This is a genomic window from Marinobacter sp. L-80 (assembly GCF_056859395.1).
In genome coordinates, this window is sequence record NZ_JBSXOI010000077.1 from 544198 (window position 1) to 565916 (window position 21719).

The following is a 21719-nucleotide window of genomic DNA, read 5'->3' on the forward strand; positions in this document are numbered from 1 at the left end:
GAGAGCAACTATGCAGTGGGACATTGTGATCGGGCTGGAAATTCACGTTCAGCTCGCCACCAAGACCAAGATTTTTTCCGGCTCCAGCACCTCTTACGGCGCCGAGCCCAACACCCAGGCCAACGCGGTTGACCTGGCCATGCCCGGCACTCTGCCGGTGCCTAATGAGCAGGCGTTCCGCTATGCGGTGATGTTTGGCCTGGCCGTGAACGCCCAGATCGAGCGCCGTTCGGTATTCGAGCGGAAGAACTACTTTTACCCGGACCTGCCCAAGGGCTACCAGACCACCCAGCTGGAGCGCCCGATTGTCGGCCCCGGTTTCGTGGACATTGATCTGCCGAACGGTGAGACCAAGCGCGTTCGCATTCACCACGCCCACCTGGAAGAGGATGCCGGCAAATCCCTGCATGAGGATTTCCACGGCATGACCGGCGTGGATCTCAACCGGGCCGGCACACCGCTCATTGAGGTGGTCACCGAACCGGATATGAACAACGCGGAAGAAGCCGTCGCCTTCGCGAAGAAGCTGCACAGCATCGTGACATCCCTGGGCATCTGCGACGGCGACATGTCCCAAGGCTCCATGCGTTTCGACGTGAATATTTCGTTGAAACCGAAGGGGTCCGACACTCTGGGCACACGTACCGAAACCAAGAACCTGAACTCGTTCCGGTTCATGGAGCAGGCCATTGCCCACGAAGTTGAGCGGCAAATGGACGTTCTGGAAGACGGCGGCAGCATCGTGCAGGAAACCCGCCTGTATAACGGCGACCGTGACGAATCCCGCTCCATGCGCACCAAGGAAGAAGCCAACGACTACCGCTACTTCCCCTGCCCGGACCTGCTGCCGGTAGAAATCGATGATTCCTTCATTGAAGAAGCCCGCAACAGTCTCCCGGAACTGCCGGACGCCCGCAAAGTCCGCTTTATGGACCATTACGGCCTGAACGACTACGACGCCAGCCTGCTCAGCGGCGACTCAAAACTGGCCACGTTCTTTGAAGAAGCGGCCAGCCAGGGCAAAGACGCAAAGCTGGTCGCCAACTGGATCCAGGGCGAATTCTCTGCGCGCCTGAATGCAGAGGAGAAATCGGTTGCCGATTCGCCCATCAGCGGTGCTCAGCTGGGCGATCTGGTGGTACGGATTGCCGACAATACGATTTCATCCGCCGGCGCAAAGAAGGTGTTCGAGGCGCTGTGGTCCGGTGAGAACGACAGCGTTGACGCCATCATCGATGCCAAGGGGCTGAAGCAGGTGTCTGACACCGGCGCCCTGGAAGCCATGGTAGACGAGGTTCTGGCGGGCATGCCGGATCAGGTGGCGCAGTATCAGAACGAGGAAGACCCGAAGAAGCGCAAGAAGATGCTTGGGGGTTTCATGGGGCCTCTGATGAAGGCCTCCAAAGGTCAGGGGAATCCCAAGCTGTTTAATGAGATTCTTGTTCGCAAGCTTGGGGGGTGACCCTTTTGGCTTGGGTCGTGGTTTCTGACTGCGGCCCTAGCCTGCTAGCTTGGGGGGACTGCCATGGTGGGTAGAGCCTCCCAAAAAACGCCCGTGAATACATCCCTGTAGGGCTTCGTCGCGCCATCCCTGGCGCTCCAGATTTTTGGGAGGCTCTACCCACCACGGCACTCGAGCTGGCGGCGTGCCCTCGCGAAGACAGGCCATCAAAACAAAATGATAGGTCGGATTACGGCTTCACCTGATCCGACCTACTGACCTTGTTTATCCGGCCCGATTGCTCCCTATCCCTGAAGATTCTGAGGCCTTGGCGGGGTGTGACTCCCAAAAATGTCGGCGGCCATGGATGGCCGACGCCAAGCGCACATGGATGTGCTCGTAGCGGTTTTTGGGAGGCACACCCCGCCGAGGCCTACCCCCAAATTCGGCAGGCTAGGTGCCCAAGCCGGAAGCCATCAAAGAAGCCGAGCCCAAAGATCATGCTCATCGGCATGCTCAACAACCGCCTGAACAATCTCACCCGGAACAAGGTCGGTCTCGTCGTTAAGGTAAACCATACCGTCAATCTCCGGCGCGTCTGCCTTGGAGCGACCAATGGCGCCTTCCTCGTCGACCTCGTCAATCAGCACATCAATCGTCTGGCCGATTTTGGCCTGTAGGCGGGCTGCTGAAATCTCTGCCTGTTTTTCCATGAAACGGGCCAGGCGCTCTTCTTTGACTTCCTCGGGAACCGCACCTTCCAGTTCGTTGGCTTTGGCGCCTTCCACCGGGCTGTATTTGAACGCGCCAACACGATCCAGTTGAGCCTCGTCGAGCCAGTCCAGCAGGTACTGGAAGTCCTCCTCGGTTTCACCGGGGAAGCCGACGATGAAGGTGGAGCGGATGGTGAGCTCGGGGCAGATCTCACGCCATTTGCGGATGCGCTCCAGAGTTTTGCTGTCGTGGGCCGGGCGCTTCATGGCCTTGAGTACTCTCGGGCTGGCGTGCTGGAACGGGATGTCCAGGTACGGCAGGATTTTTCCCTCGGCCATCAGCGGAATGATGTCGTCGACATGGGGATAGGGGTAAACGTAGTGCAGGCGAACCCACACGCCCATTTCGCCGAGCGCTTCACACAGTGACTGCATCTTGGTCTTGAGCGGCCGCCCCTGCCAGAAGCCGGTGCGGTATTTGGTGTCGACGCCGTAGGCGGAGGTGTCCTGGGAGATGACCAACAGCTCTTTTACACCGGCATCCACCAGGCGCTGGGCTTCGTCCATCACATCGCCGATGGGCCGGCTGACCAGATCGCCGCGCATGGAGGGGATGATGCAGAAGGTGCAGCGGTGGTTGCAGCCCTCGGAAATTTTCAGATAGGCATAATGCCTCGGGGTCAGTTTGATGCCCTGGGGCGGAACCAGATCGGTGAACGGGTCGTGTTGCTTTTTCTGGGGCACGAACTGGTGAACCGCACCGACCACTTCTTCATAGGCATGAGGACCGGAAACCGCCAGAACGCCGGGGTGGGTCTCGCGGATCTTGTCGGCTTCGACTCCCATGCAGCCGGTGACAATGACCTTCCCGTTTTCACTGATGGCCTCGCCAATCGCATCCAGGGATTCCTGCTTGGCGGCATCAATAAAGCCACAGGTATTCACCACCACGATATCGGCGTCGTCATAGGTGGGGACCACGTCATACCCGTCGAGCCGGAGTTGGGTGAGGATACGCTCTGAGTCGACAAGGGCCTTGGGGCAGCCAAGGCTGATAAAACCGACCTTGCCATTACCGGTTTCTGTAGCGGGGTTCTGGGTGTTGTCTGTCATAAAAAACTTGGAATTCCCGGGGCTCAGTGAACGCCCACACATGAATGGAGGCCGGCATTTTACACCAGCCACGGTGCCGCCTGTAGCAAAACCTGTGACATAAGACGGACCGGCATTTCCGGTGGCTAATACTGACAGGCGTCAATTTTTGTGACGCTTCGTTCAGAAAGGTTTAATAAAACTGCCACAATAAGCGGCAGACTTCTTGCTGATCACAAAGTAAACAACTACACTTTCATGCGCTTATCATAAGCTTAAGTGTTTTTCTGGAAGGGATTTATGGGAAAGGCAGCCTCATTTGCAACCAGACACGCCAGAAGAGTCAACATGAAACCTGTCGCCGCCAAACTGAATCTGCGCAACCAGCAACGGGTGGACGTAGCCACCGACATTACCCTTGAAAAACCGGACGGCTGCTGTCTTACCTGTTCAATTTCCAATCTTTCACGCACCGGCGTGATGATTTCCTGCAACCAGGCAACGGTGAAGCAGTTGATTCCGGAGCAAAAGGCGCCTGCTCCCGGCAACTGGATTGCCGTCAAAGCCCGGTTCTCGGTGCCCGTCGTTGCCACGCAACCGGTTTCCATTGTTGCAGACGGCAATATCGTTCATATGCGCCGGATTGCCAGAGATGAATTCCAGCTGGGCATCCAGTTCGCCGAGTTCGAGGGCAACGGCTTCGACTATGTCGACCGCTACGTTGCCAAATTACTGGCCGACTCCTGCAATCCAGCCTGAGCCCGGACACCCGCCTTTCGGAAGCCCGGCGCCCGCCACCTGCTATATTGTTATAGCGCCAATGTCTAGTTGACCGTCTTCTTATGCCCTTGCTGGCTCTGGTATAGTTGCGCTATCAATTCGCATAGCCACAACGGCCCGCACGGCGGCAACGGATTACCATGACCACATACAACCTCACGCATCTGAAACAGCTGGAAGCGGAAAGCATCCACATCATCCGGGAAGTGGCAGCCGAGTTCGACAATCCGGTAATGCTGTATTCCATCGGCAAGGACTCCGCGGTAATGCTTCACCTGGCCCTGAAGGCCTTTTACCCGGGTAAGCCGCCCTTTCCGTTGATGCACATTGATACCACCTGGAAATTCCGGGACATGATCAAGTTCAGGGACAACGTCGCTGAGAAGTTCGGCCTCGACCTGATTGTGCACACCAACCAGGAAGGCGTGGATCAGGGAATCGGGCCGTTTACTCACGGCAGCGCGAAACATACCGATGTCATGAAGACCCAGGCCCTGAAACAGGCGCTCGACAAGTACAAGTTTGATGCAGCCTTCGGCGGTGCCCGCCGTGACGAGGAAAAATCCCGGGCCAAGGAACGCGTGTATTCGTTTCGGGATGAATACCATCGCTGGGATCCCAAGAACCAGCGTCCCGAGCTGTGGAACATCTACAACGGCAAGATCAACAAGGGCGAGAGTATCCGGGTGTTTCCGCTGTCCAACTGGACGGAACTGGATATCTGGCAATACATCTACCTTGAGAACATCGACATCGTTCCGCTCTACTATGCCGCCGAACGCCCGGTCGTTGAGCGCGATGGCACCCTGATCATGGTGGACGACGACCGCATGCCATTGAAGGACGGCGAGAAACCAATGATGAAATCGGTTCGCTTCCGGACACTGGGCTGCTACCCGCTGACGGGCGCCATCGAATCCGAAGCCAACACGCTTCCTGACATTATCCAGGAAATGTTGCTGGCCAAGAGCTCCGAGCGCCAGGGTCGGGTAATCGACCACGATTCAGCCGGCTCCATGGAACAGAAAAAGCGGGAAGGGTATTTCTAAGATGTCACACCAGTCTGATCTGATTGCGGAAGATATTCAGGCCTACCTGAAACAGCACGAAAACAAGGAACTCCTGCGCCTGCTCACCTGCGGCAGCGTGGACGACGGCAAGAGCACGCTGATTGGTCGCCTGCTGCATGACACCAAGATGATCTATGAAGATCACATGGCCAGCCTGAAAACCGACAGTGCCAAGATGGGCACCACCGGCGAGAAGCTGGACCTGGCCCTGCTGGTAGACGGCCTGCAGGCGGAGCGCGAACAGGGCATCACCATTGATGTTGCCTACCGGTATTTCTCCACCGACAAGCGCAAGTTCATCATCGCCGACACTCCGGGCCACGAGCAGTATACCCGCAACATGGCCACCGGCGCGTCCACGGCGCAGGTGGCGATCCTGATGATCGATGCCCGCCACGGTGTGCTGACCCAGACCCGCCGGCATTCCTACATTGCCTCGCTGTTGGGCATCCGCCACATTGTGGTCGCCATCAACAAGATGGATCTGGTGGATTTCAGCGAAGAGCGCTTCAACGAGATCCGGGACGACTATCTGGCGTTTGCCGCCAAACTGGGCCTGAAGGACATCCGCTTCGTGCCGATTTCCGCCCTGGAAGGCGATAACGTGGTGAACAAGAGCGAGCACACCCCCTGGTTCACCGGCCAGCCGCTGATGGAAATCCTGGAAACCGTGGAAGTCGGTCGGGACAAGAACCTGGAGCATTTCCGCTTCCCGGTTCAGTACGTAACCCGCCCGAACCTGAACTTTCGCGGCTTCTGCGGCACCATCGCCTCCGGCGTGATCCGCCCGGGCGAGAAAATCATGGCGCTGCCCTCCCGGCGCACCAGCACGGTGAAAGAGGTGGTAACCTTCGACGGCAACCTTGAAGAAGCCTATATCGACCAGGCGATCACCCTCACGCTGACCGACGAAATCGACGTCAGCCGTGGCGACATGCTGGTAAAAGCGGAAGATGAGCCTGAAGTGGGCAACCGTTTCCTCGCCAACATCGTCTGGATGACCGACGCGCCGCTGGAAACCGGTCGCCTCTATGACATCAAGCTGGGCCCCACCTTCTCATCGGCCACGGTGAGAAAGATTCAGCATCAGACAGACGTAAACACGCTGGAAAAACGGGAAAACCCTCCGGAACTGAACTTGAACGAAATCGGCCTGTGCGAACTGACCCTGAGCCAACCCGTTGCGTTCGATCCTTATCCCAACAACCACGCAACCGGCAGTTTTATCGTTATCGACCGGCTGAGCAACGTGACCATCGGCGCGGGCATGATCGCAGGAACCTCGGAAACGGTGGAATCGCTGGACCCGGTCAGCGCTGACGAGCGCCGGCGTCGTCTGGCCCAGAAGCCTGCCATCATCGCGTGCAATGGCAAGCAGGCAGCGGCCCTGGCCTTGTCCCTGGAACGGGCGCTGTTTGATCAGGGTAAAACGTCCATCGTGCTCAGCGAAGACAACGCCGGCACTGTCGATGATCGCCGCCGCTTCGCACAGGTCATCAGCGCCCACGGCGTCATCGCGATTGCGGCAAAGCTCGGCTCGGACATCGCCTCGGCTTCCATCTGCGCAGACGACAGTGAAGAAATCGCAGGCGCGGTCAGCAAACTGGTGCAAGACCTGGTGCGCAACAAGCGAATCTGAGCCGAATGACGGATGAAAGGCCCCCGCTGGCAGTGGACGCCGCCGGGGCTTTTTTTCGGATATCAGCCTCAGAACTTGGCGGCCAGAGTCAGCCAGAGCTTGTCAGTATCCACTTTTCCGGTTGCTGCATCTCCGGCCATGTAGCGAGCGTATTTAATACCTGCTGAGTAGTTCTCCGCAAACTTGCGCTGATAGACCACATCAACCTCGCTACCCAAGTCACTGGCACCGCCAGGCGAGTCACTGGCCCTGAAGTCATGATATTTAAGGGTCAGGCCGCCGCCCGCCACGGGTGCCTTTACGCTGAGCGACGCGTCTTCCAACCCGACCAGCGGGGTGTTCAGAAACTGGTCAGCCCAGCCGTTCTGACCGTGCAGGGTTGCCAGTGGTGTAGAGAAGCCGTAGTTGCCATTATCCGACCCAAGGACTTCAAGTCCCGCTGAAACAATGACGCCCGCGATATCAATGCCCGCATTCAGCTTGTAATACTCGGCATCAAAATCAGCACCGCCCGATTCTGCCTCCTGGATCGCATATTCGGCTTCGTAGATTATCCCCAGCGGCTCAAGGTCATACCCGCCAACATAACGAAGCCCGACGGTGTCGAGCGAGTTGTCAACGCCTTCATCAATTTCCAGCAGATAGGCATAGCCGGTCAGCTTGCCGAGGGGTGTTTGGTAGGCAACGTTGACTATGTGATCCTTGGATGGCAGGTCCTGGCTCTCGGCAAAGATGCGGTTGCGCTGACTCAGGAAGGCGTAGTCGATTGCGAGGTTGGTTGACGGGGTGTAAGTCAGGCGGGCCGCATCAAACGTCTGGCGATCCTGGCGCCAGCCAACGTCGCCAATAAACCGGTGATTGTCGTAAGTTATCACCTGACGCCCCAACCGACCGGTTATATCTCCGAACCTGTACTGAAGGTAAGCCTGGTCCAGCTCTGTTGTCTCGGGATCGGCAATAACAGAGTAATTTGGATTCTTCCCCAGCGTGTCGTTGTAGTCGTCAAGCCCAGCCACGTTCCGAACGTCCTCAAACTCGACAAGCCCGGATAACCCATTGTAATCCGCAGTACGATAGCCAAGGCGGGTTCGCAAAGTTACGCTTTCCGCGTCCCTGAGTGCATTGTCCTGTTGCACCTGTTCGAAACGCAAGCGAAGATCTCCGTATACCTCGCCCTTACTCAGGGCTTCATGAAACCCGGTCTGTGCGGCCTGCACCGAGCCACCCATCAGGGCAATCGCTATCGCCAATCCGGCCTTTTTCATTACACATTGCATCGCAGTTCTCCGTTTCTGTTAAACTGACTGGTCAAGAGGAGACCGAAGAAAAATTCCGAGCCGCCTCACTGGCCATTTGCCAAAAAAAAAAGCGCCTATTGAACCGAAGAAATCTCCGGGCCAATAAGCGCTTTTGCTTGAGTGACTTATTCCACGAGAATTGTGTCGCACGACACAACGCGACTCTTCCCGCTGACCTGAACCATAAGCATGGATTGCGCCAATTCTTGTTCAGGCCTTTACTCTGGCGCTTCCGACCCTTTCCCAACCTCTGCGGGGTAGCCCTGCCAAGCCTGAAAACTGCCCCTTATTCAGGCACAGGCACAGACATGGAGCAGTCAAAGTGCGGGTCCCGAAGGCGGCTTCAGAGCTGAAAAGGCGATATTGCGGAATTCTCACGTGTCAAAATCGGCTTTGAACGATAATGCATCAGGATGGGTGGAAATTTGGATTTCCGCGTTTTTCATAATAAGCTGCCGCTCCTTGGACTATGGCCTTCTCTCCCATATCACTCACTGCGCAACCCATTGGATTTGACTGGCTTTACCATCCCGATGAAACGCTCATCATGGAGGCCTTTCAGTCAGGACAACGGCAACAGGGTAATTAACCATGGCAATCAAACACCTGAGGTCTGCCTTTTTTACGCATTTCCAGCCGGACCAGGCAGCCCATCTCAGTGCCGGAGACTCTCTGAGGGAGCCCGGTGGCGACTACGAGGGCCTGCACAAGCAGATGAAGCGGCTGTTCAACAGCAAGCCCGGTAAGAAATACGGCCGGTTTTCCGAAGATCTGGGCGAGTGCCCGTTCAGCGCCTGGCTGAACGACTACCTGGAAGACAAGCAAACCTTCAGCGCCATGACCGACCGCCTGTTCGGACAATGGCAGGAGCTCCTGACCGACAGTCAGGAGGAGTTCGATGGCCATCTGATGATCGTCCACGATGCCCTAGCGGACGCCGAGGTGGTTTACCTGTTTATCCTGGAAACCGACAGCGCCATGCGGTTCGATGGCAACCAGTCACTGGATGCGACCGACGTCCTGAGCCTCTCCCGTCTGAACCTGGCCGTTCGCATCGAGCTGGACGACTGGCGCGGCAACAACCCGGCGGAAAACTACCTGACACTGGTCCACGGCCGCGGCACCGGCGAGCCAGGAGAGCTGTTTATCCGTTTGTGCGGGTTTACCAATCAGGTGGATGTGGAAAAGGAAACCATGACCTTCCTGGATGCGGTGGAAGCTTTTGCCAAGTCCTCCGAGCCTGAGAAAGCCGGGGAGGTTCGCAACAAGGCCTATGAGTTCTGTAAGGAGCAGCATGCCCTGGGCGAGCCGGTCGAAATCGAGGCATTGTCCGGCTACCTGGACGAGAGTGAGCCGCAACGCTTCAAGGAGTTTGCCTCAAAAACCGCCGAACTGCCGGAAAGCGGCGTGCTGCACCCGGACCACCGGAAAGTGAAAAAACTGGTACGGATTGCAGGCTCCGGAGGCGGAATGAGCGTGTCCTTCTCCTCCGACCTGGTGAATCAGGCGGTTTACTATGACCGTGACAAAGATGCCCTGACGATTACCCGGCTTCCCAAGGCTTTGCGGGAGCAGCTTCAGCGGTATCTTGAGGCTCGCGAGGAGTGATGGGCTCTAGCTTTTGCTAAGTAGCCTGCTCGATTTGGGGGCTGATCCAGAGGTGGGAGGCCTTTTCTTCTGGGAAAAGCAACTCGCTTCGCTCAGACATCTTTTCCCGACAGAAAAGACCTCCCACCCCCGGACCGATCTCACAGAAGAGTAATTTTCTTTTTATTGCTCATCTGCGGTGACTTTGGGTTCGTCATCCCACCGTGGGCGATTCGCCCTTAACTTTCTTACTTCCTGCATCCAGCCCACACCGTCGACCAACTCACCCGTTTCCGGGTCTATCGGCGGGTATGGCAAATTACGGTCGTCGCAGTAGCGTTTGACGGTGGGCTGACACCAACAGAATAAAAGGCGGTTGTACTCGTCATCCGGCATCCGGCGCTGATCGAACATGCCGGCCAGCTTCCGCTGCCTCTGGGCTTCGGACAGGACAATCGCACAGGCAGACGATACGTTCAGCGACTCCACCATCCCCATCATTGGGATAACGATGTGCTCGTCAGCCTGAGCTGCGGCATCAACGCTGACGCCATCCACTTCGTTACCCAGGATTATCGTGCACGGCAGGGTGTAATCCACATCCCGGAAATCAATGGCCCGGTCGGATAGCTGTGCGGCGTATAGCTTGTGGCCCTGCCCTTTCAGACTCTGGATCGCTTCGTCCATGCTCCGGTGGGTGTGGGTTGTTACCCAGTTGTAGCTGCCACCGGCGGTTTTGCGAAATGCCCGGAAGCCTTCTTTTGGCCAGACCACGTGCATGTTCGCCAAGCCAAACGCATCGCAGGAGCGGATGATGGCGGACAGATTCCGGGGCTTGTGGACCTGGTCGGTTAGGACGCTCAGGTCCGGCTGCCGGGTGTTCAGGGTTTGTTTGATTCGGGCGAGGCGTTCGGGGGTCATGATCGTGTTCGGGCTTGATTGTCGATTTAAAGAACCAAAAATAATACCACAAGCGGACTAGCAACTAGCCGAGACAAAGGTGGTTGAAGTTTAAGCACCCCGTTATAATACGCAGTTCCTTTTTGCTGGCGCCCCGTTTCAAAAACCAGTTCCCGGCGCAACATCCATCAGATTACGTGAGACCCATGGCCAAGAAGCTGTACATCAAAACCCACGGCTGTCAGATGAACGAGTATGACTCTGCCCGCATGGCAGACCTGCTCAAAACCGGTGAAACCGTCGAAATGACCGATTCACCCGATGACGCCGACATCCTGCTGCTGAACACCTGCTCCATTCGGGAAAAAGCCCAGGAGAAGGTGTTCCACCAGCTTGGCCGCTGGAAAAAGCTGAAAAGCAAAAAGCCGGAAATGATCATCGGCGTGGGTGGCTGTGTGGCTTCCCAGGAAGGCCAGGCGATCATTGACCGCGCACCCTACGTGGACATGGTCTTCGGCCCCCAGACCCTGCATCGCCTGCCGGACATGATTACCGAAGTGCGCGCCAAGGGTAACGGTGTTGGCGTGGTGGACGTCAGCTTCCCGGAAATCGAAAAATTCGACAACCTGCCCGAGCCCGGCGCAGACGGCCCTTCCGCGTTTGTTTCAATCATGGAAGGCTGCAGCAAGTACTGCACGTTCTGCGTGGTGCCCTATACCCGCGGTGAAGAAGTCAGCCGCCCGGCAGACGATGTGATCGCCGAAGTGGCCCACCTCGCCAGCCAGGGTGTTCGCGAGGTTAACCTGTTGGGCCAGAACGTGAATGCCTACCGTGGCGAAACCCACGACGGCGACACGATGGACCTGGCGGAACTGATTGAGCTGATCGCCACCATCGACGGCATTGATCGCATCCGGTACACCACGTCACACCCGGTGGAGTTCTCTGATGCTCTCATTGATGTCTATGAGCGCGTTCCGGAGCTGGTCAGCCATCTGCATCTGCCAGTTCAGAGCGGTTCCGACCGCATCCTGGCGGCCATGAAGCGCGGCCATACAGCGCTGGAGTACAAATCCAAACTCCGCCGCTTGCGCAAGATCCGCCCGGATATCAGTTTCTCGTCGGACTTCATCATCGGCTTCCCGGGCGAAACCGAGAAGGACTTTGAAGACACCATGAAGCTGATCAACGACATCGGCTTCGACATGTCCTTCAGCTTCGTTTACAGCGCACGGCCCGGCACGCCGGCATCAGATCTGCCGGACGATACGCCGATGGACATCAAGAAACAGCGGCTGAGCATCCTGCAGGATCGCCTGAACCAGAACGTGATGGACATCAGCCGCAAGATGGTGGGTTCTACTCAGCGGATTCTGGTGACTGGCTTGTCCAAGAAAGACCCTGGTGAGTATGCGGGGCGTACCGAGAACAACCGGATTGTGAATTTCCGGCATGAGAATCCGGAGGTTGTTGGGCACTTTATTGATGTCGATATTGTGGAGGCCTATCCCAACTCACTTCGCGGTGTGCCCGTGAATTCGGAGTTGTACTAAAGCTCGGATCCTATTCGTCTGGGGTTTGGAGTTTGGCGAGTGGTGGGGCTCCCCTCCCAAAAAACGCTACGAGCACCCGCAAGCGGGTCCAGCCAGCAATCGTAGATTGCTGTCGCTCCGCGGCACGCGAAGCTTCGCTTCTAAAGCGTTTGCTCCGCCCATGTGCGCTTGGCGTCGGCCATCCTTGGCCGCCGACATTTTTGGGAGGGGAGCCCCACCACTCTCCGTAGGCCCCAGAGCCGTCTGCCCAGTTTATGCTCCGCATTCGTAGGTTGGATTGGACGAATTCGTAATCGAGCAACATGCCTGTAACGAAGAAACCAGTCGGATTACGCCTCCAGCTACTCCGATCTACTTGTTTTTTAGCATTCGGGCCTGCACATAGAATGATCAGGGCGAGGGCCGGAAGGTGTTTCCAAAAACGTGGAGCGCCAGGGATGGCGCGACCGAGCCCTACAGGGACGTATTTACGGGCGCTTTTTGGAAACACCTTCCGGCCCTTGCCCGTTTCACCAACATCAGATACTCGTTCTCCCAAACCAAAACGGAGCACTTTTGAACGCCAACGATCACAGACAATTTGACCTGCACCCGGTGGACCAGCGCCGGCTGGCGACGCTTTGTGGCCAGTTTGATGAAAACCTGAAAATGATTGAAAAACGCCTGCACGTGAAAGTCGGCAGGCGCGGCCATCATTTCCGAGTTGAGGGTGAGACCGAGCATGTGGCGGCGGCCGTTGAGGTTATCCGGCATCTTTATCGGGAAACCGAGGCTACCGATGACCTTCCTCCGGATACCGTGCATCTGTTTATCCGGGAAACCGGTTTTGAACGCCTGCCCGAAGACGTGCCCTACGATGGCGCTGTGACGGTCATCAAGACCCCCAAGCTTCAGGCCAAGCCGAGGGGCGCGAATCAGCAGAAGTATGTGCACAATATCCGCACCCACGATATCAACTTCGGGATTGGGCCGGCGGGTACCGGCAAGACCTGGTTGGCGGTGGCCTGTGCCGTTGAGGCCCTGAAAGACGAGCAGGTGAAGCGGATTTTGCTGGTTCGGCCAGCGGTCGAGGCCGGCGAGAAGCTTGGTTTCCTTCCCGGCGACCTGGCCCAGAAGGTGGATCCGTATCTGCGCCCGCTGTACGACGCGCTCTATGAAATGCTCGGGTTTGACCATGTCACCAGGCTTATCGAGAAAAGCGTGATCGAGATTGCGCCGCTGGCGTTCATGCGGGGCCGTACGCTGAACAATTCGTTCATCATTCTGGACGAAAGCCAGAACACCACCCGGGAGCAGATGAAGATGTTCCTGACCCGGATCGGTTTCGGCTCTACCGCCGTGATCACCGGTGACACCACCCAGGTGGACCTGCCACGTGGCCAGAATTCCGGGCTGATTCATGCCGCAAGTGTTCTGAGCAAGGTGCCGGGGATCGGGTTTACCCGGTTCGAAGCAAAAGATGTGGTACGTCACCCGCTGGTACAGCGCATTGTCGAAGCCTACGATTCCTTTGATGACGGGAGTGCGACCGGCCAGTGAGCAAGCTGACTGTGGATTTTCAACAGGTTTTTGAAGCGCCGGGTATACCCTCGGAGTCGCAGGTTCAACAATGGGCGCAACTGGCCTGGCAGGGCGAGGATCCGTCCGAGGTGACGGTCCGTATTGTCGGAACCGAAGAGAGCCAGGCCCTGAATCACCAATACCGGGGGCGGGACTATCCGACCAACGTGTTGTCCTTCCCATTTGAGGCGCCAGCCGGTATAACGGTGCCATTGGCCGGAGATCTGGTGATTTGTGCACCGGTTGTCGAGACAGAGGCCAGGGAGCAGGACAAAACCCTGGACGCCCATTGGGCTCACATGGTGGTGCACGGTATGTTGCATCTCCAGGGTTTTGATCATATTGACGACGAAGATGCCGAGGTCATGGAAGCCCTCGAAATCCGGCTGCTGGCGCAGCTTGGATTTGGCAATCCCTACGAAGCAGAGGAAACGGAACAAGACTCATGAGCGACGATCAGTCGAGTCGCAGTCAGGGCGGAAAGTCCTGGCTGGAACGTATATCACAGGCCTTCTCCAGCGGGCCTGAGTCCGTCGAGGACGTGCTGGAAATCCTGCGGGACGCCGAGTCCCAGAACATCATCGATGTTGATGCCATGAGCATCATCGAAGGTGCCATGCAGGTGATCGACATGCGGGTGGATGAGATCATGATCCCCCGTTCGCAAATGGTCACCGTCAAGGCCTCCCAGGAGCCCAAAGAGTTTCTGGGTGAAATCATGGATTCCGCACACAGCCGGTTCCCGGTCATCGGGGACAGCCAGGACGATGTGATTGGCGTTCTTCTGGCCAAAGATCTGCTTCCCCTGGCCCTGAACAATGATCTGAACTGGAACCGTATCCGGGAAATCCTGCGCCCGCCCACCTTCGTGCCCGAGAGCAAGCGCCTGAACCAGCTGCTCAAGGAGTTCAAGGAAAATCGCAACCACATGGCCATTGTGGTGGACGAGTACGGTGGCACTGCCGGGCTTATCACCATTGAAGACGTGCTTGAACAGATTGTCGGCGAAATCGAAGACGAGCACGATTTTGATGAAGAAACCCACATCAAGGCCCGGGGCGATGGCAGCTACGCCGTGAAAGCGGTGACCCCCATTGATGATTTCAATGAGTTCTTCGAAACCGAAATGGACGAAGAGGAATTCGACACCATCGGTGGCGTGGTTCTCAAGGAATTCGGACACCTGCCCAGACGGGGCGAATCGGTTGAATTCGGCGGCTTGCGCTTTACCATTGCCAACGCCGATAACCGCGTAATCCGTCTGCTGCAGGTAACCCGAAGTGACCAGTGACGCCACACATTCCAGAGCGCTGAAAACCCCGCTCTCCTCCAACGCCTGGTTGGGCGCGGCCACCCTTGTGGTTGCCGGCGCCCTGCAAACCCTGACCTTTTCTCCGTTCAACCTCTGGTGGCTGGGCCCGGTCTCGGTCCTGCTGATCCTCCTGGTTACCGTACCCCTGGCACCGGAGAAGCTTTTCCGGGCTGGCTGGCTTACTGGCCTGGGGCTGTTTGGCAGCGGCGCCAGTTGGGTCTACATCAGCATCAGCGAACACGGCAACACGGCAATTCCCATCGCCGTCCTGTTGACGGTTCTGTTCGTAGCGGGCCTGGCGCTGTTCCACGGCCTGGCCTTCTGGTTCTGGGGCAAACTGGCCAAGGACAGCCCGGCCCGGCGCCTGATCCTGTTTCCGGCCATCTGGATCCTGGGCGACTGGCTCCGGGGCTGGCTGCTCACCGGCTTTCCCTGGCTGTATCTGGGCACCGCGCACACTGACGGCCCACTGGCCGGGCTGGCACCTCTGACCGGCGTGCATGGCATCACGTTCTGGATTGCTGCGACCGGTGCCGCACTTTACGGCGGCTGGTGGCTGCTGAAGCGCCTCAAACCGGTGGCTGCGGGCGTTACCCTCTTTGTTGCCCTGATTCCCTGGCTGGTTGCCCCGGCCATGAACCGTGTCGACTGGACGGATCTGAGCGAAGACCCTATATCCTTTGCCGCCATGCAGGGCAATATTCCGCAGCAGATCAAATGGGATCCTGAGTTCCTGAAGGATCAGATCGTTACCTACCTCGGCATGACCGAGGATCACTGGGACACGGATCTGATCCTCTGGCCGGAAACCGCCATTCCCACTCCCCAGGATCAGGCTGGCAAGATCATCGATCACATCAGTGCAGAGCTGGGCGACAACAGCACCCTGATTACCGGCATACCCTGGTACGGATTCAGTGACCGAATTGAAGATTTCACGTTTCACAACAGCATCATGGCCATCGGCAACGGCGAGGGCATCTACCACAAGCAGAAGCTGGTGCCTTTCGGGGAGTACGTGCCACTGCAGAGCGTGTTGCGGGGGCTGATTGGTTTCTTCGATTTGCCCATGAGCGATTTCAGCCGGGGACCGGAGTGGCAGGATCCGCTCAAGGCCAATGGCGTCAATGTGATGCCCTTCATCTGCTATGAAGTCGCCTATCCGGATTTTGTTGCCTTTAATGCCCGGGGCGCGGGCCTGCTGCTCACGATCAGCAACGATGGCTGGTTCGGCGATTCCATTGGGCCGTTACAGCATCTGCAGATTGCCAGAATGCGGGCACTGGAAACCGGTCGCTACATGCTCCGGGGCACCAACAACGGCGTGACTGCGATCATCAATAACCGGGGCGAACTGACCGAAACCATCCCCCAGTTCGAGCGCGCCACCCTGACCGGCGAGGTGTTCACCGCCACGGGCAGCACGCCTTACATGCAGACTGGCTCCTGGCCGGTCCTGACCCTCGCAGTTATTCTCATCGTGTTTGTCCGGGAGCGGATTATTCCTCCTGTTTCGGCCAGCGGCTCGTAACCCGCTCGTAGTAGTGGGAGCCGCAGGCTTCACAGGGTTCCAGATGGCTGGTGGCTGTCAGACACCGCATGTGCCCGCAGTTCAGGCACTGGAACATACCAGCGGTGGCCACCTCGCCCGAGATGTACTGGCCCACTTCGTTGTTTTCCAGTTTCTGTTTGAGCTCCAGAAAGTCCACAACGGTTTTATCAGCAACCGAGAACAGGCTATCCGCCAGCTGGTGTTCCAGCAGGGCGATATCAAGCTGCAACCATTCACTCAGGCCTTCGCCGGTCTCTTCCACGAAGTGCAGAAGGTGCTCGAGATCTCTCTGGAGGTATTCGCCGAGCAGGGCCGCTTCATCTCTGGTCATTTCCTCCAGCTCGTACTCGAACTCCACCGCCCTCTGGACTTCTTCCTCAAGGTTCTGGAGCGATGTTTCCTCCAGGTCATGGAGACGCGTTTTTACCCGCTCCAGCATACGGTCGTAAACTTCCAGTGCCTTGCCTGAGAGATGACTTCTTTCTGGTTGTGTCATGTTGACTCCTTGATACCGCAAATCTGGGTGCAAGAGCCGGACTGCGCCCTCTCTTTCCGGGACACGCTGTGAATACATCCCTGTACGCTTGACTGCAGCATCCATGCTGCAGACAGTCCCGGAAAGAGAGGTCGAAGCCCGTCTCCCAAACCTTGGGAAAACACCTGCCGACTCCACTGCTTATGCCTGGGGCGCTGGCGGGGATGACTCCCCGGGACTGTGAGCAGCATGGATGCTGCGATCAAGCCTACACGGACGTATTCACGGCGTGTCCCGGGGAGTCATCGCCGCCAGCGCTACCCCCATATCAGCAAGTCTGGCACAAGAACAGAAAATTGGCAGACTACCTGTAAAGGCTAGTGTGCGTTAGAATGTCCGGCCCGCTCCGGACGTGATTTTTGATACAGGCTTTTATTTTTCCACACAAGGTAATTTCGGTAATGGCAGGAATGGACGAGCAATACAATCCCCGTGACGTAGAACAGAATGCCCGTGATTTCTGGGAAGAGAACAAGACCTTTATGGTCAAGGAAGAGCCGGGCAAGCCCAAGTACTACTGCCTGTCCATGTTCCCCTACCCCAGTGGCAAGCTGCACATGGGGCATGTCCGTAACTACACCATCGGCGATGTGATTTCCCGCTATCAGCGCATGCAGGGCAAGAACGTGATGCAGCCCATGGGCTGGGATGCATTTGGTCTTCCCGCCGAGAACGCCGCCATTGCCAACAAGACCGCGCCGGCCAAGTGGACCTACGCCAACATCGAATATATGAAGAACCAGCTCAAGCAGTTGGGCTTTGGTTACGACTGGGACCGGGAGCTGGCTACCTGCAAGCCGGATTATTACCGTTGGGAGCAGTGGTTCTTCGCCCGCCTGTACGAAAAGGGCCTGGTGTACAAGAAAATGTCCACGGTGAACTGGGATCCGGTGGATCAGACGGTTCTGGCCAACGAGCAGGTAGTCGACGGCCGGGGCTGGCGTTCCGGGGCCCTGGTGGAACAGAAGAAGATTCCCCAGTGGTTTATCCGCATTACCGATTACGCCGAAGAGCTGCTGAACGATCTGGACCAGCTGGAAGACTGGCCTGAGCAGGTCAAGACCATGCAGCGCAACTGGATCGGCAAGTCTGAAGGTACCGAGCTGACCTTCCCGCTGAAAGACCGGGACAGTGGCCTGACCGTTTACACCACGCGCCCCGACACCCTGATGGGGGTGAGCTACATGGCCGTGGCCGCAGAGCATCCGCTGGCGAAAGAGGCGGCGGAGCGCCATCGGGACGTGGCTGAGTTTGTCGAGGAGTGCCGAAACAGCAAGACCGCGGAGGCCGAGCTGGCCACCATGGAAAAGCGCGGCATCGACACCGGTTTCAAGGCGATTCACCCGCTGACTCAGGAAGAGATCCCGATCTGGGTCGCCAACTTCGTGCTGACTGACTACGGCACCGGTGCCCTGATGGCGGTTCCTGGCCACGACGAGCGGGACCATGAGTTTGCCCGCAAATACAAGCTGCCCATCAAGCAGGTTATTGCTGCCCGCGATGGCCGCGAGATTGATGTGCAGGAAGAAGCGTTTACCGAAAAAGGCACGCTGGTGTCTTCTGGCAAATACAGCGGCCTGACCAGCGAGGAAGCCTTCGACGAGATTGCCAGCTACCTGGAAGAACAGAATATCGGCAAGCGCACCGTCAACTACCGCCTGCGCGACTGGGGCGTATCCCGCCAGCGTTACTGGGGTGCACCGATCCCGATGATGACCCTGGAAGATGGCACAGAGATGCCGGTGCCCGATGACAAGCTGCCGGTACGTCTGCCGGAAGATGTGGAAATGGACGGTGTCCAGTCTCCCATCAAGGCCGACCCTGAGTGGTGCAAGACGGAGTTCAACGGCCAGCCGGCGACGCTGGAAACCGACACCTTTGATACGTTCATGGAGTCCTCCTGGTACTACGCACGGTTCTGCAGCCCCAATTACGACCAGGGCATGCTGGACCCGTCCGCGGCCAACTATTGGTTGCCAGTGGATCAGTACATCGGTGGCATTGAACACGCGATCCTGCACCTGCTCTACGCCCGCTTCTTCCACAAGCTCTTGCGGGATGTCGGGCTGGTAACCAGTTCAGAGCCATTCAACCGGCTGCTTTGCCAGGGCATGGTTCTGGCGGAGACCTATTACCGCGACGATGGCAAAGGCGGCAAGGTATGGATTTCGCCCGCCGACGTGACCGTCGAGCGTGACGAAAAGGGGCAGCCCGTTCGAGCAGTACACAGGGAAGATGGTGAGCCGGTGGTTTCCGGCGGTGTCACCAAGATGTCCAAGTCCAAGAACAACGGTATCGATCCCCAGGCTATTATTGATGAGCACGGCGCCGATACGGTTCGCCTGTTCATGATGTTTGCGGCCCCGCCAGAACAGTCCCTGGAGTGGTCGGACAGCGGTGTTGAAGGCGCACACAGGTTCCTCAAGCGGGTCTGGCGTCTGGTGAACGAACACGCCGCCGCTGGCCCGGCACCCGCTCTGGACGCGGCAAGCCTGAACGATGACCAGAAAAACCTGCGACGCAAGACTCACGAAACCATTGCCAAAGTCAGTGACGACATCAGCCGTCGGCTGACCTTCAACACGGCCATTGCCTCGGTGATGGAGCTGCTTAACGAGGTCGGCAAACTGCAAGGTGACGAACCCCAGACCCGGGCGGTACGCCAGGAAGCGCTGGACACCGCAGTGCTTGTGCTGTCGCCGATCGTCCCGCACATCTGCCACACCCTCTGGCAGGCGCTCGGCCACCAGGAGCCCGTGGTTGATGCACCCTGGCCAAAATCCGATGAAGCCGCCATGGTTCGCAGCCAGATCCAGGTGGTACTGCAGGTGAATGGCAAGGTGCGGGCCAAAGAAGACGTGCCTGCAGACATCAGTAAGGCGGACCTCGAAAAGCTGGCCCTGGAAAACGAGAATGTCATGCGCTTTACTGAGGGAGCGACGGTGCGCAAGGTTATCGTGGTCCCCGGCAAACTGGTGAACGTGGTGGCTAACTGATATGTCCCGGCACTCCGCTCTGAAATCGTCAGCACGCCTGATGCTGACCGCTGTAATAGCGGCGCTGCTTGGTGGTTGCGGGTTCCAGTTGCGGGGTGCCCCACCGGTTTCTTCGGCCCTCGAGCCTCTTGCCGTGGATTGCTCCTCACAGGTGCCCGACACGCTGTGCCGTTCCTTGCGTGAACAGCTGAACCTGGGCAAGGTCCGTGTGGCGCCAGTGGCGGAGGCCGACTACATTCTGCGTCTGAAGAACTTCGAGCGTGACCGTCGCGCAAGTGCCATCACCGCCCAGGCCGCAGCCGCGGAATACACGCTGCGTCACTCTGTTGATCTAGAAGTAATCAGCGCGGATCGGATTCCCATGGTGGGCACGACACGCCTGACCACCAGCGAGAGTTACCGCTACGACGAAACCAACGTGCTGGCAAGACAGCGGGAAGAAGAGACCCTCCGCCAGCAAATGGACGATCGTCTTGCGCAGCAGGTGATATTCCGGCTGGCACCATTGACCCCGCAACGCATCGACGCCATCCGGGCGGATTACCAGCGTGAACAGGAAGCCGACGCCCCAGCCACAGGCCAGCCATGAAGACCAATCCAGGCCAGTTATCCCAGCTGCTAAAAAAGGGCCTCTCGCCCGTCTATCTTATATCCGGGGACGAACCCCTGCTGGTTCAGGAATGTTGTGACCAGGTTCGTAAGGCCGCAAAAGACGCCGGTTTTCATGACCGCCTGACCTTTCACGCTGACCACCAACTGGACTGGAACGCCGTTGGCGAGGAATTTAGTGCCATGTCCCTGTTCGCGGAAAAACGGCGCATCGAGATTCACTTGCCAACCGGCAAGCTGGGCGACGGCCGCGCGGTACTGGAACGAGTCCTGGCCGACCCTCCCGACGATATCATCCTCGTGCTCATCAGTGCCCGTCTGGACGCGGCGGAAACCCGCCGCAAATGGTACAAGGAGCTTCAGGGAAAGGGCGTGCACGTACCGGTGTGGCCCGTCGACGCCGACAAGTTCCAGGGTTGGCTGCAGCAGAGGGCCAGCAACCGCGGCCTCAGCCTGACCCGGGGTGCCCTGGCCATCATGAGCGAACGCCTCGAGGGCAATCTGCTCGCCGCGAGCCAGGAGCTCGACAGACTGTCACTGCTCGCAAACGGCAATACCATTGATGAGGAAACCGTTGAACAGGCGGTCCAGGACAGTTCCCGATTCAATGGCTTTGAACTCGTGACCGAGCTGATCAGTGGCCGCGCGCCCCACGCCGGCAAGATGATCACTGTGCTTCAGCAAGAGAGAGAAAACCCGCTCGGTTTGCTATCCGTTCTCAGCCGGGATCTGAACCTGCTGCTTGAGTTGAAATCTGCGGCCGGCCAGTCGGAAAATCCCGCCGCATTCCTGAAAAAACGGGGCGTATTCCAGCCGCAACGTGCCCGCGCAATGGAACAGGCCGCTCGCCGGCTGAACCGGAACCAACTGAATGAGGCCATCACCCTGTGCAGCCAGATCGACCGCGCGGCGAAAGGCTTCGATTCCCTCTCCCCCTGGCACTATTTGCGGGATATGTCTGCCCTGCTCGCCGGCCGTTCCTGATCTGAATCAAACTCAGCCTTCGTTGTGCCCTGTTGGCCCTGCCGGCCCCTTGACAGTTTTTTACGATCGGGCGCATTGTAAGCACACCAACAATCCAA

Annotated in this window: 17 protein-coding genes; 13 read left to right on the forward strand and 4 right to left on the reverse strand. The window is 57.9% G+C overall.

The window, feature by feature from the left end; all coding sequences use genetic code 11:
• The first annotated feature begins 10 nt into the window (after window positions 1-10).
• The gene (gene gatB, locus AC13E3_RS22145; RefSeq protein WP_008170130.1) at window positions 11-1462 is read left to right on the forward strand and encodes an Asp-tRNA(Asn)/Glu-tRNA(Gln) amidotransferase subunit GatB; all 1452 of its coding nucleotides are present in this window, start codon (window positions 11-13) and stop codon (window positions 1460-1462) included.
• Window positions 1463-1917: 455 nt separating this feature from the next.
• Here the strand turns inward: gatB and rimO are convergent, their stop codons facing one another.
• Window positions 1918-3267, reverse strand: a complete 1350-nt coding sequence (gene rimO, locus AC13E3_RS22150) for a 30S ribosomal protein S12 methylthiotransferase RimO (RefSeq protein WP_482902564.1) — start codon at window positions 3265-3267, stop codon at window positions 1918-1920.
• 327 nt (window positions 3268-3594) lie between these two features.
• Here rimO and AC13E3_RS22155 point away from each other — a divergent pair, with 327 nt between their 5' ends.
• The 3 genes from AC13E3_RS22155 (at window position 3595) to cysN (ending at window position 6735) form a co-directional block, all read left to right on the forward strand.
• A complete protein-coding gene (locus AC13E3_RS22155; protein ID WP_482902565.1) occupies window positions 3595-4005 on the forward strand; it encodes a PilZ domain-containing protein in 411 nt (136 codons plus the stop codon).
• A gap of 161 nt (window positions 4006-4166) precedes the next feature.
• A complete protein-coding gene (gene cysD, locus AC13E3_RS22160; RefSeq protein ID WP_053112683.1) occupies window positions 4167-5075 on the forward strand; it encodes a sulfate adenylyltransferase subunit CysD in 909 nt (302 codons plus the stop codon).
• Window position 5076: 1 nt separating this feature from the next.
• Window positions 5077-6735, forward strand: a complete 1659-nt coding sequence (gene cysN / locus AC13E3_RS22165; RefSeq protein WP_008170122.1) for a sulfate adenylyltransferase subunit CysN — start codon at window positions 5077-5079, stop codon at window positions 6733-6735.
• Between the two features lie 68 nt (window positions 6736-6803).
• Here the strand turns inward: cysN and AC13E3_RS22170 are convergent, their stop codons facing one another.
• The gene (locus AC13E3_RS22170) at window positions 6804-8012 is read right to left on the reverse strand and encodes an alginate export family protein (protein WP_039881807.1); all 1209 of its coding nucleotides are present in this window, start codon (window positions 8010-8012) and stop codon (window positions 6804-6806) included.
• 612 nt (window positions 8013-8624) lie between these two features.
• On the opposite strand from AC13E3_RS22170, the gene AC13E3_RS22175 reads away from it, so the two are divergent.
• Window positions 8625-9641: a nucleoid-associated protein gene (locus AC13E3_RS22175; protein WP_273157287.1), complete on the forward strand. Its 1017-nt coding sequence runs from the start codon at window positions 8625-8627 to the stop codon at window positions 9639-9641.
• Between the two features lie 162 nt (window positions 9642-9803).
• Here AC13E3_RS22175 and trmH read toward each other — a convergent pair whose 3' ends face one another.
• Complete coding sequence (trmH, locus tag AC13E3_RS22180; protein ID WP_104269919.1) at window positions 9804-10541, reverse strand: tRNA (guanosine(18)-2'-O)-methyltransferase TrmH; 738 nt, start codon at window positions 10539-10541, stop codon at window positions 9804-9806.
• A 185-nt stretch (window positions 10542-10726) separates the two neighbouring features.
• On the opposite strand from trmH, the gene miaB reads away from it, so the two are divergent.
• From miaB to lnt, 5 genes are all read left to right on the forward strand, one after another.
• A complete protein-coding gene (miaB, locus tag AC13E3_RS22185; protein ID WP_482902566.1) occupies window positions 10727-12073 on the forward strand; it encodes a tRNA (N6-isopentenyl adenosine(37)-C2)-methylthiotransferase MiaB in 1347 nt (448 codons plus the stop codon).
• Between the two features lie 555 nt (window positions 12074-12628).
• Window positions 12629-13612 (forward strand): PhoH family protein, encoded by a 984-nt coding sequence (locus AC13E3_RS22190; protein ID WP_449284931.1) that lies wholly within the window; start codon window positions 12629-12631, stop codon window positions 13610-13612.
• On the forward strand, window positions 13609-14082 hold the full coding sequence (ybeY, locus tag AC13E3_RS22195; RefSeq protein ID WP_474545760.1) for an rRNA maturation RNase YbeY: 474 nt from the start codon (window positions 13609-13611) through the stop codon (window positions 14080-14082). The genes AC13E3_RS22190 and ybeY overlap by 4 nt, the downstream gene beginning before the upstream one ends.
• Complete coding sequence (locus AC13E3_RS22200) at window positions 14079-14924, forward strand: HlyC/CorC family transporter (RefSeq protein WP_064228670.1); 846 nt, start codon at window positions 14079-14081, stop codon at window positions 14922-14924. Before ybeY ends, AC13E3_RS22200 begins: the two co-directional genes overlap by 4 nt.
• Entirely contained in the window at window positions 14914-16476 is a 1563-nt protein-coding gene (gene lnt / locus AC13E3_RS22205) for an apolipoprotein N-acyltransferase (protein WP_482902567.1), read from the forward strand. Before AC13E3_RS22200 ends, lnt begins: the two co-directional genes overlap by 11 nt.
• On the opposite strand, the gene AC13E3_RS22210 is transcribed toward lnt, so the two are convergent.
• Window positions 16445-16993 carry a zinc ribbon-containing protein gene (locus tag AC13E3_RS22210; RefSeq protein WP_008170105.1) on the reverse strand — a complete coding sequence of 183 codons (549 nt, stop codon included), beginning with the start codon at window positions 16991-16993 and terminating at the stop codon, window positions 16445-16447. The genes lnt and AC13E3_RS22210 overlap by 32 nt on opposite strands.
• 449 nt (window positions 16994-17442) lie before the next feature.
• Here AC13E3_RS22210 and leuS point away from each other — a divergent pair, with 449 nt between their 5' ends.
• From leuS to holA, 3 genes are read left to right on the forward strand one after another with little or no spacing between them, the layout of a single operon-like run.
• Complete coding sequence (gene leuS / locus AC13E3_RS22215; RefSeq protein ID WP_273157300.1) at window positions 17443-20028, forward strand: leucine--tRNA ligase; 2586 nt, start codon at window positions 17443-17445, stop codon at window positions 20026-20028.
• A 1-nt stretch (window position 20029) separates the two neighbouring features.
• Window positions 20030-20617: an LPS assembly lipoprotein LptE gene (locus tag AC13E3_RS22220; protein WP_273157292.1), complete on the forward strand. Its 588-nt coding sequence runs from the start codon at window positions 20030-20032 to the stop codon at window positions 20615-20617.
• Window positions 20614-21621 carry a DNA polymerase III subunit delta gene (gene holA / locus AC13E3_RS22225; protein WP_482902568.1) on the forward strand — a complete coding sequence of 336 codons (1008 nt, stop codon included), beginning with the start codon at window positions 20614-20616 and terminating at the stop codon, window positions 21619-21621. The genes AC13E3_RS22220 and holA overlap by 4 nt, the downstream gene beginning before the upstream one ends.
• Window positions 21622-21719: the final 98 nt, after the last annotated feature.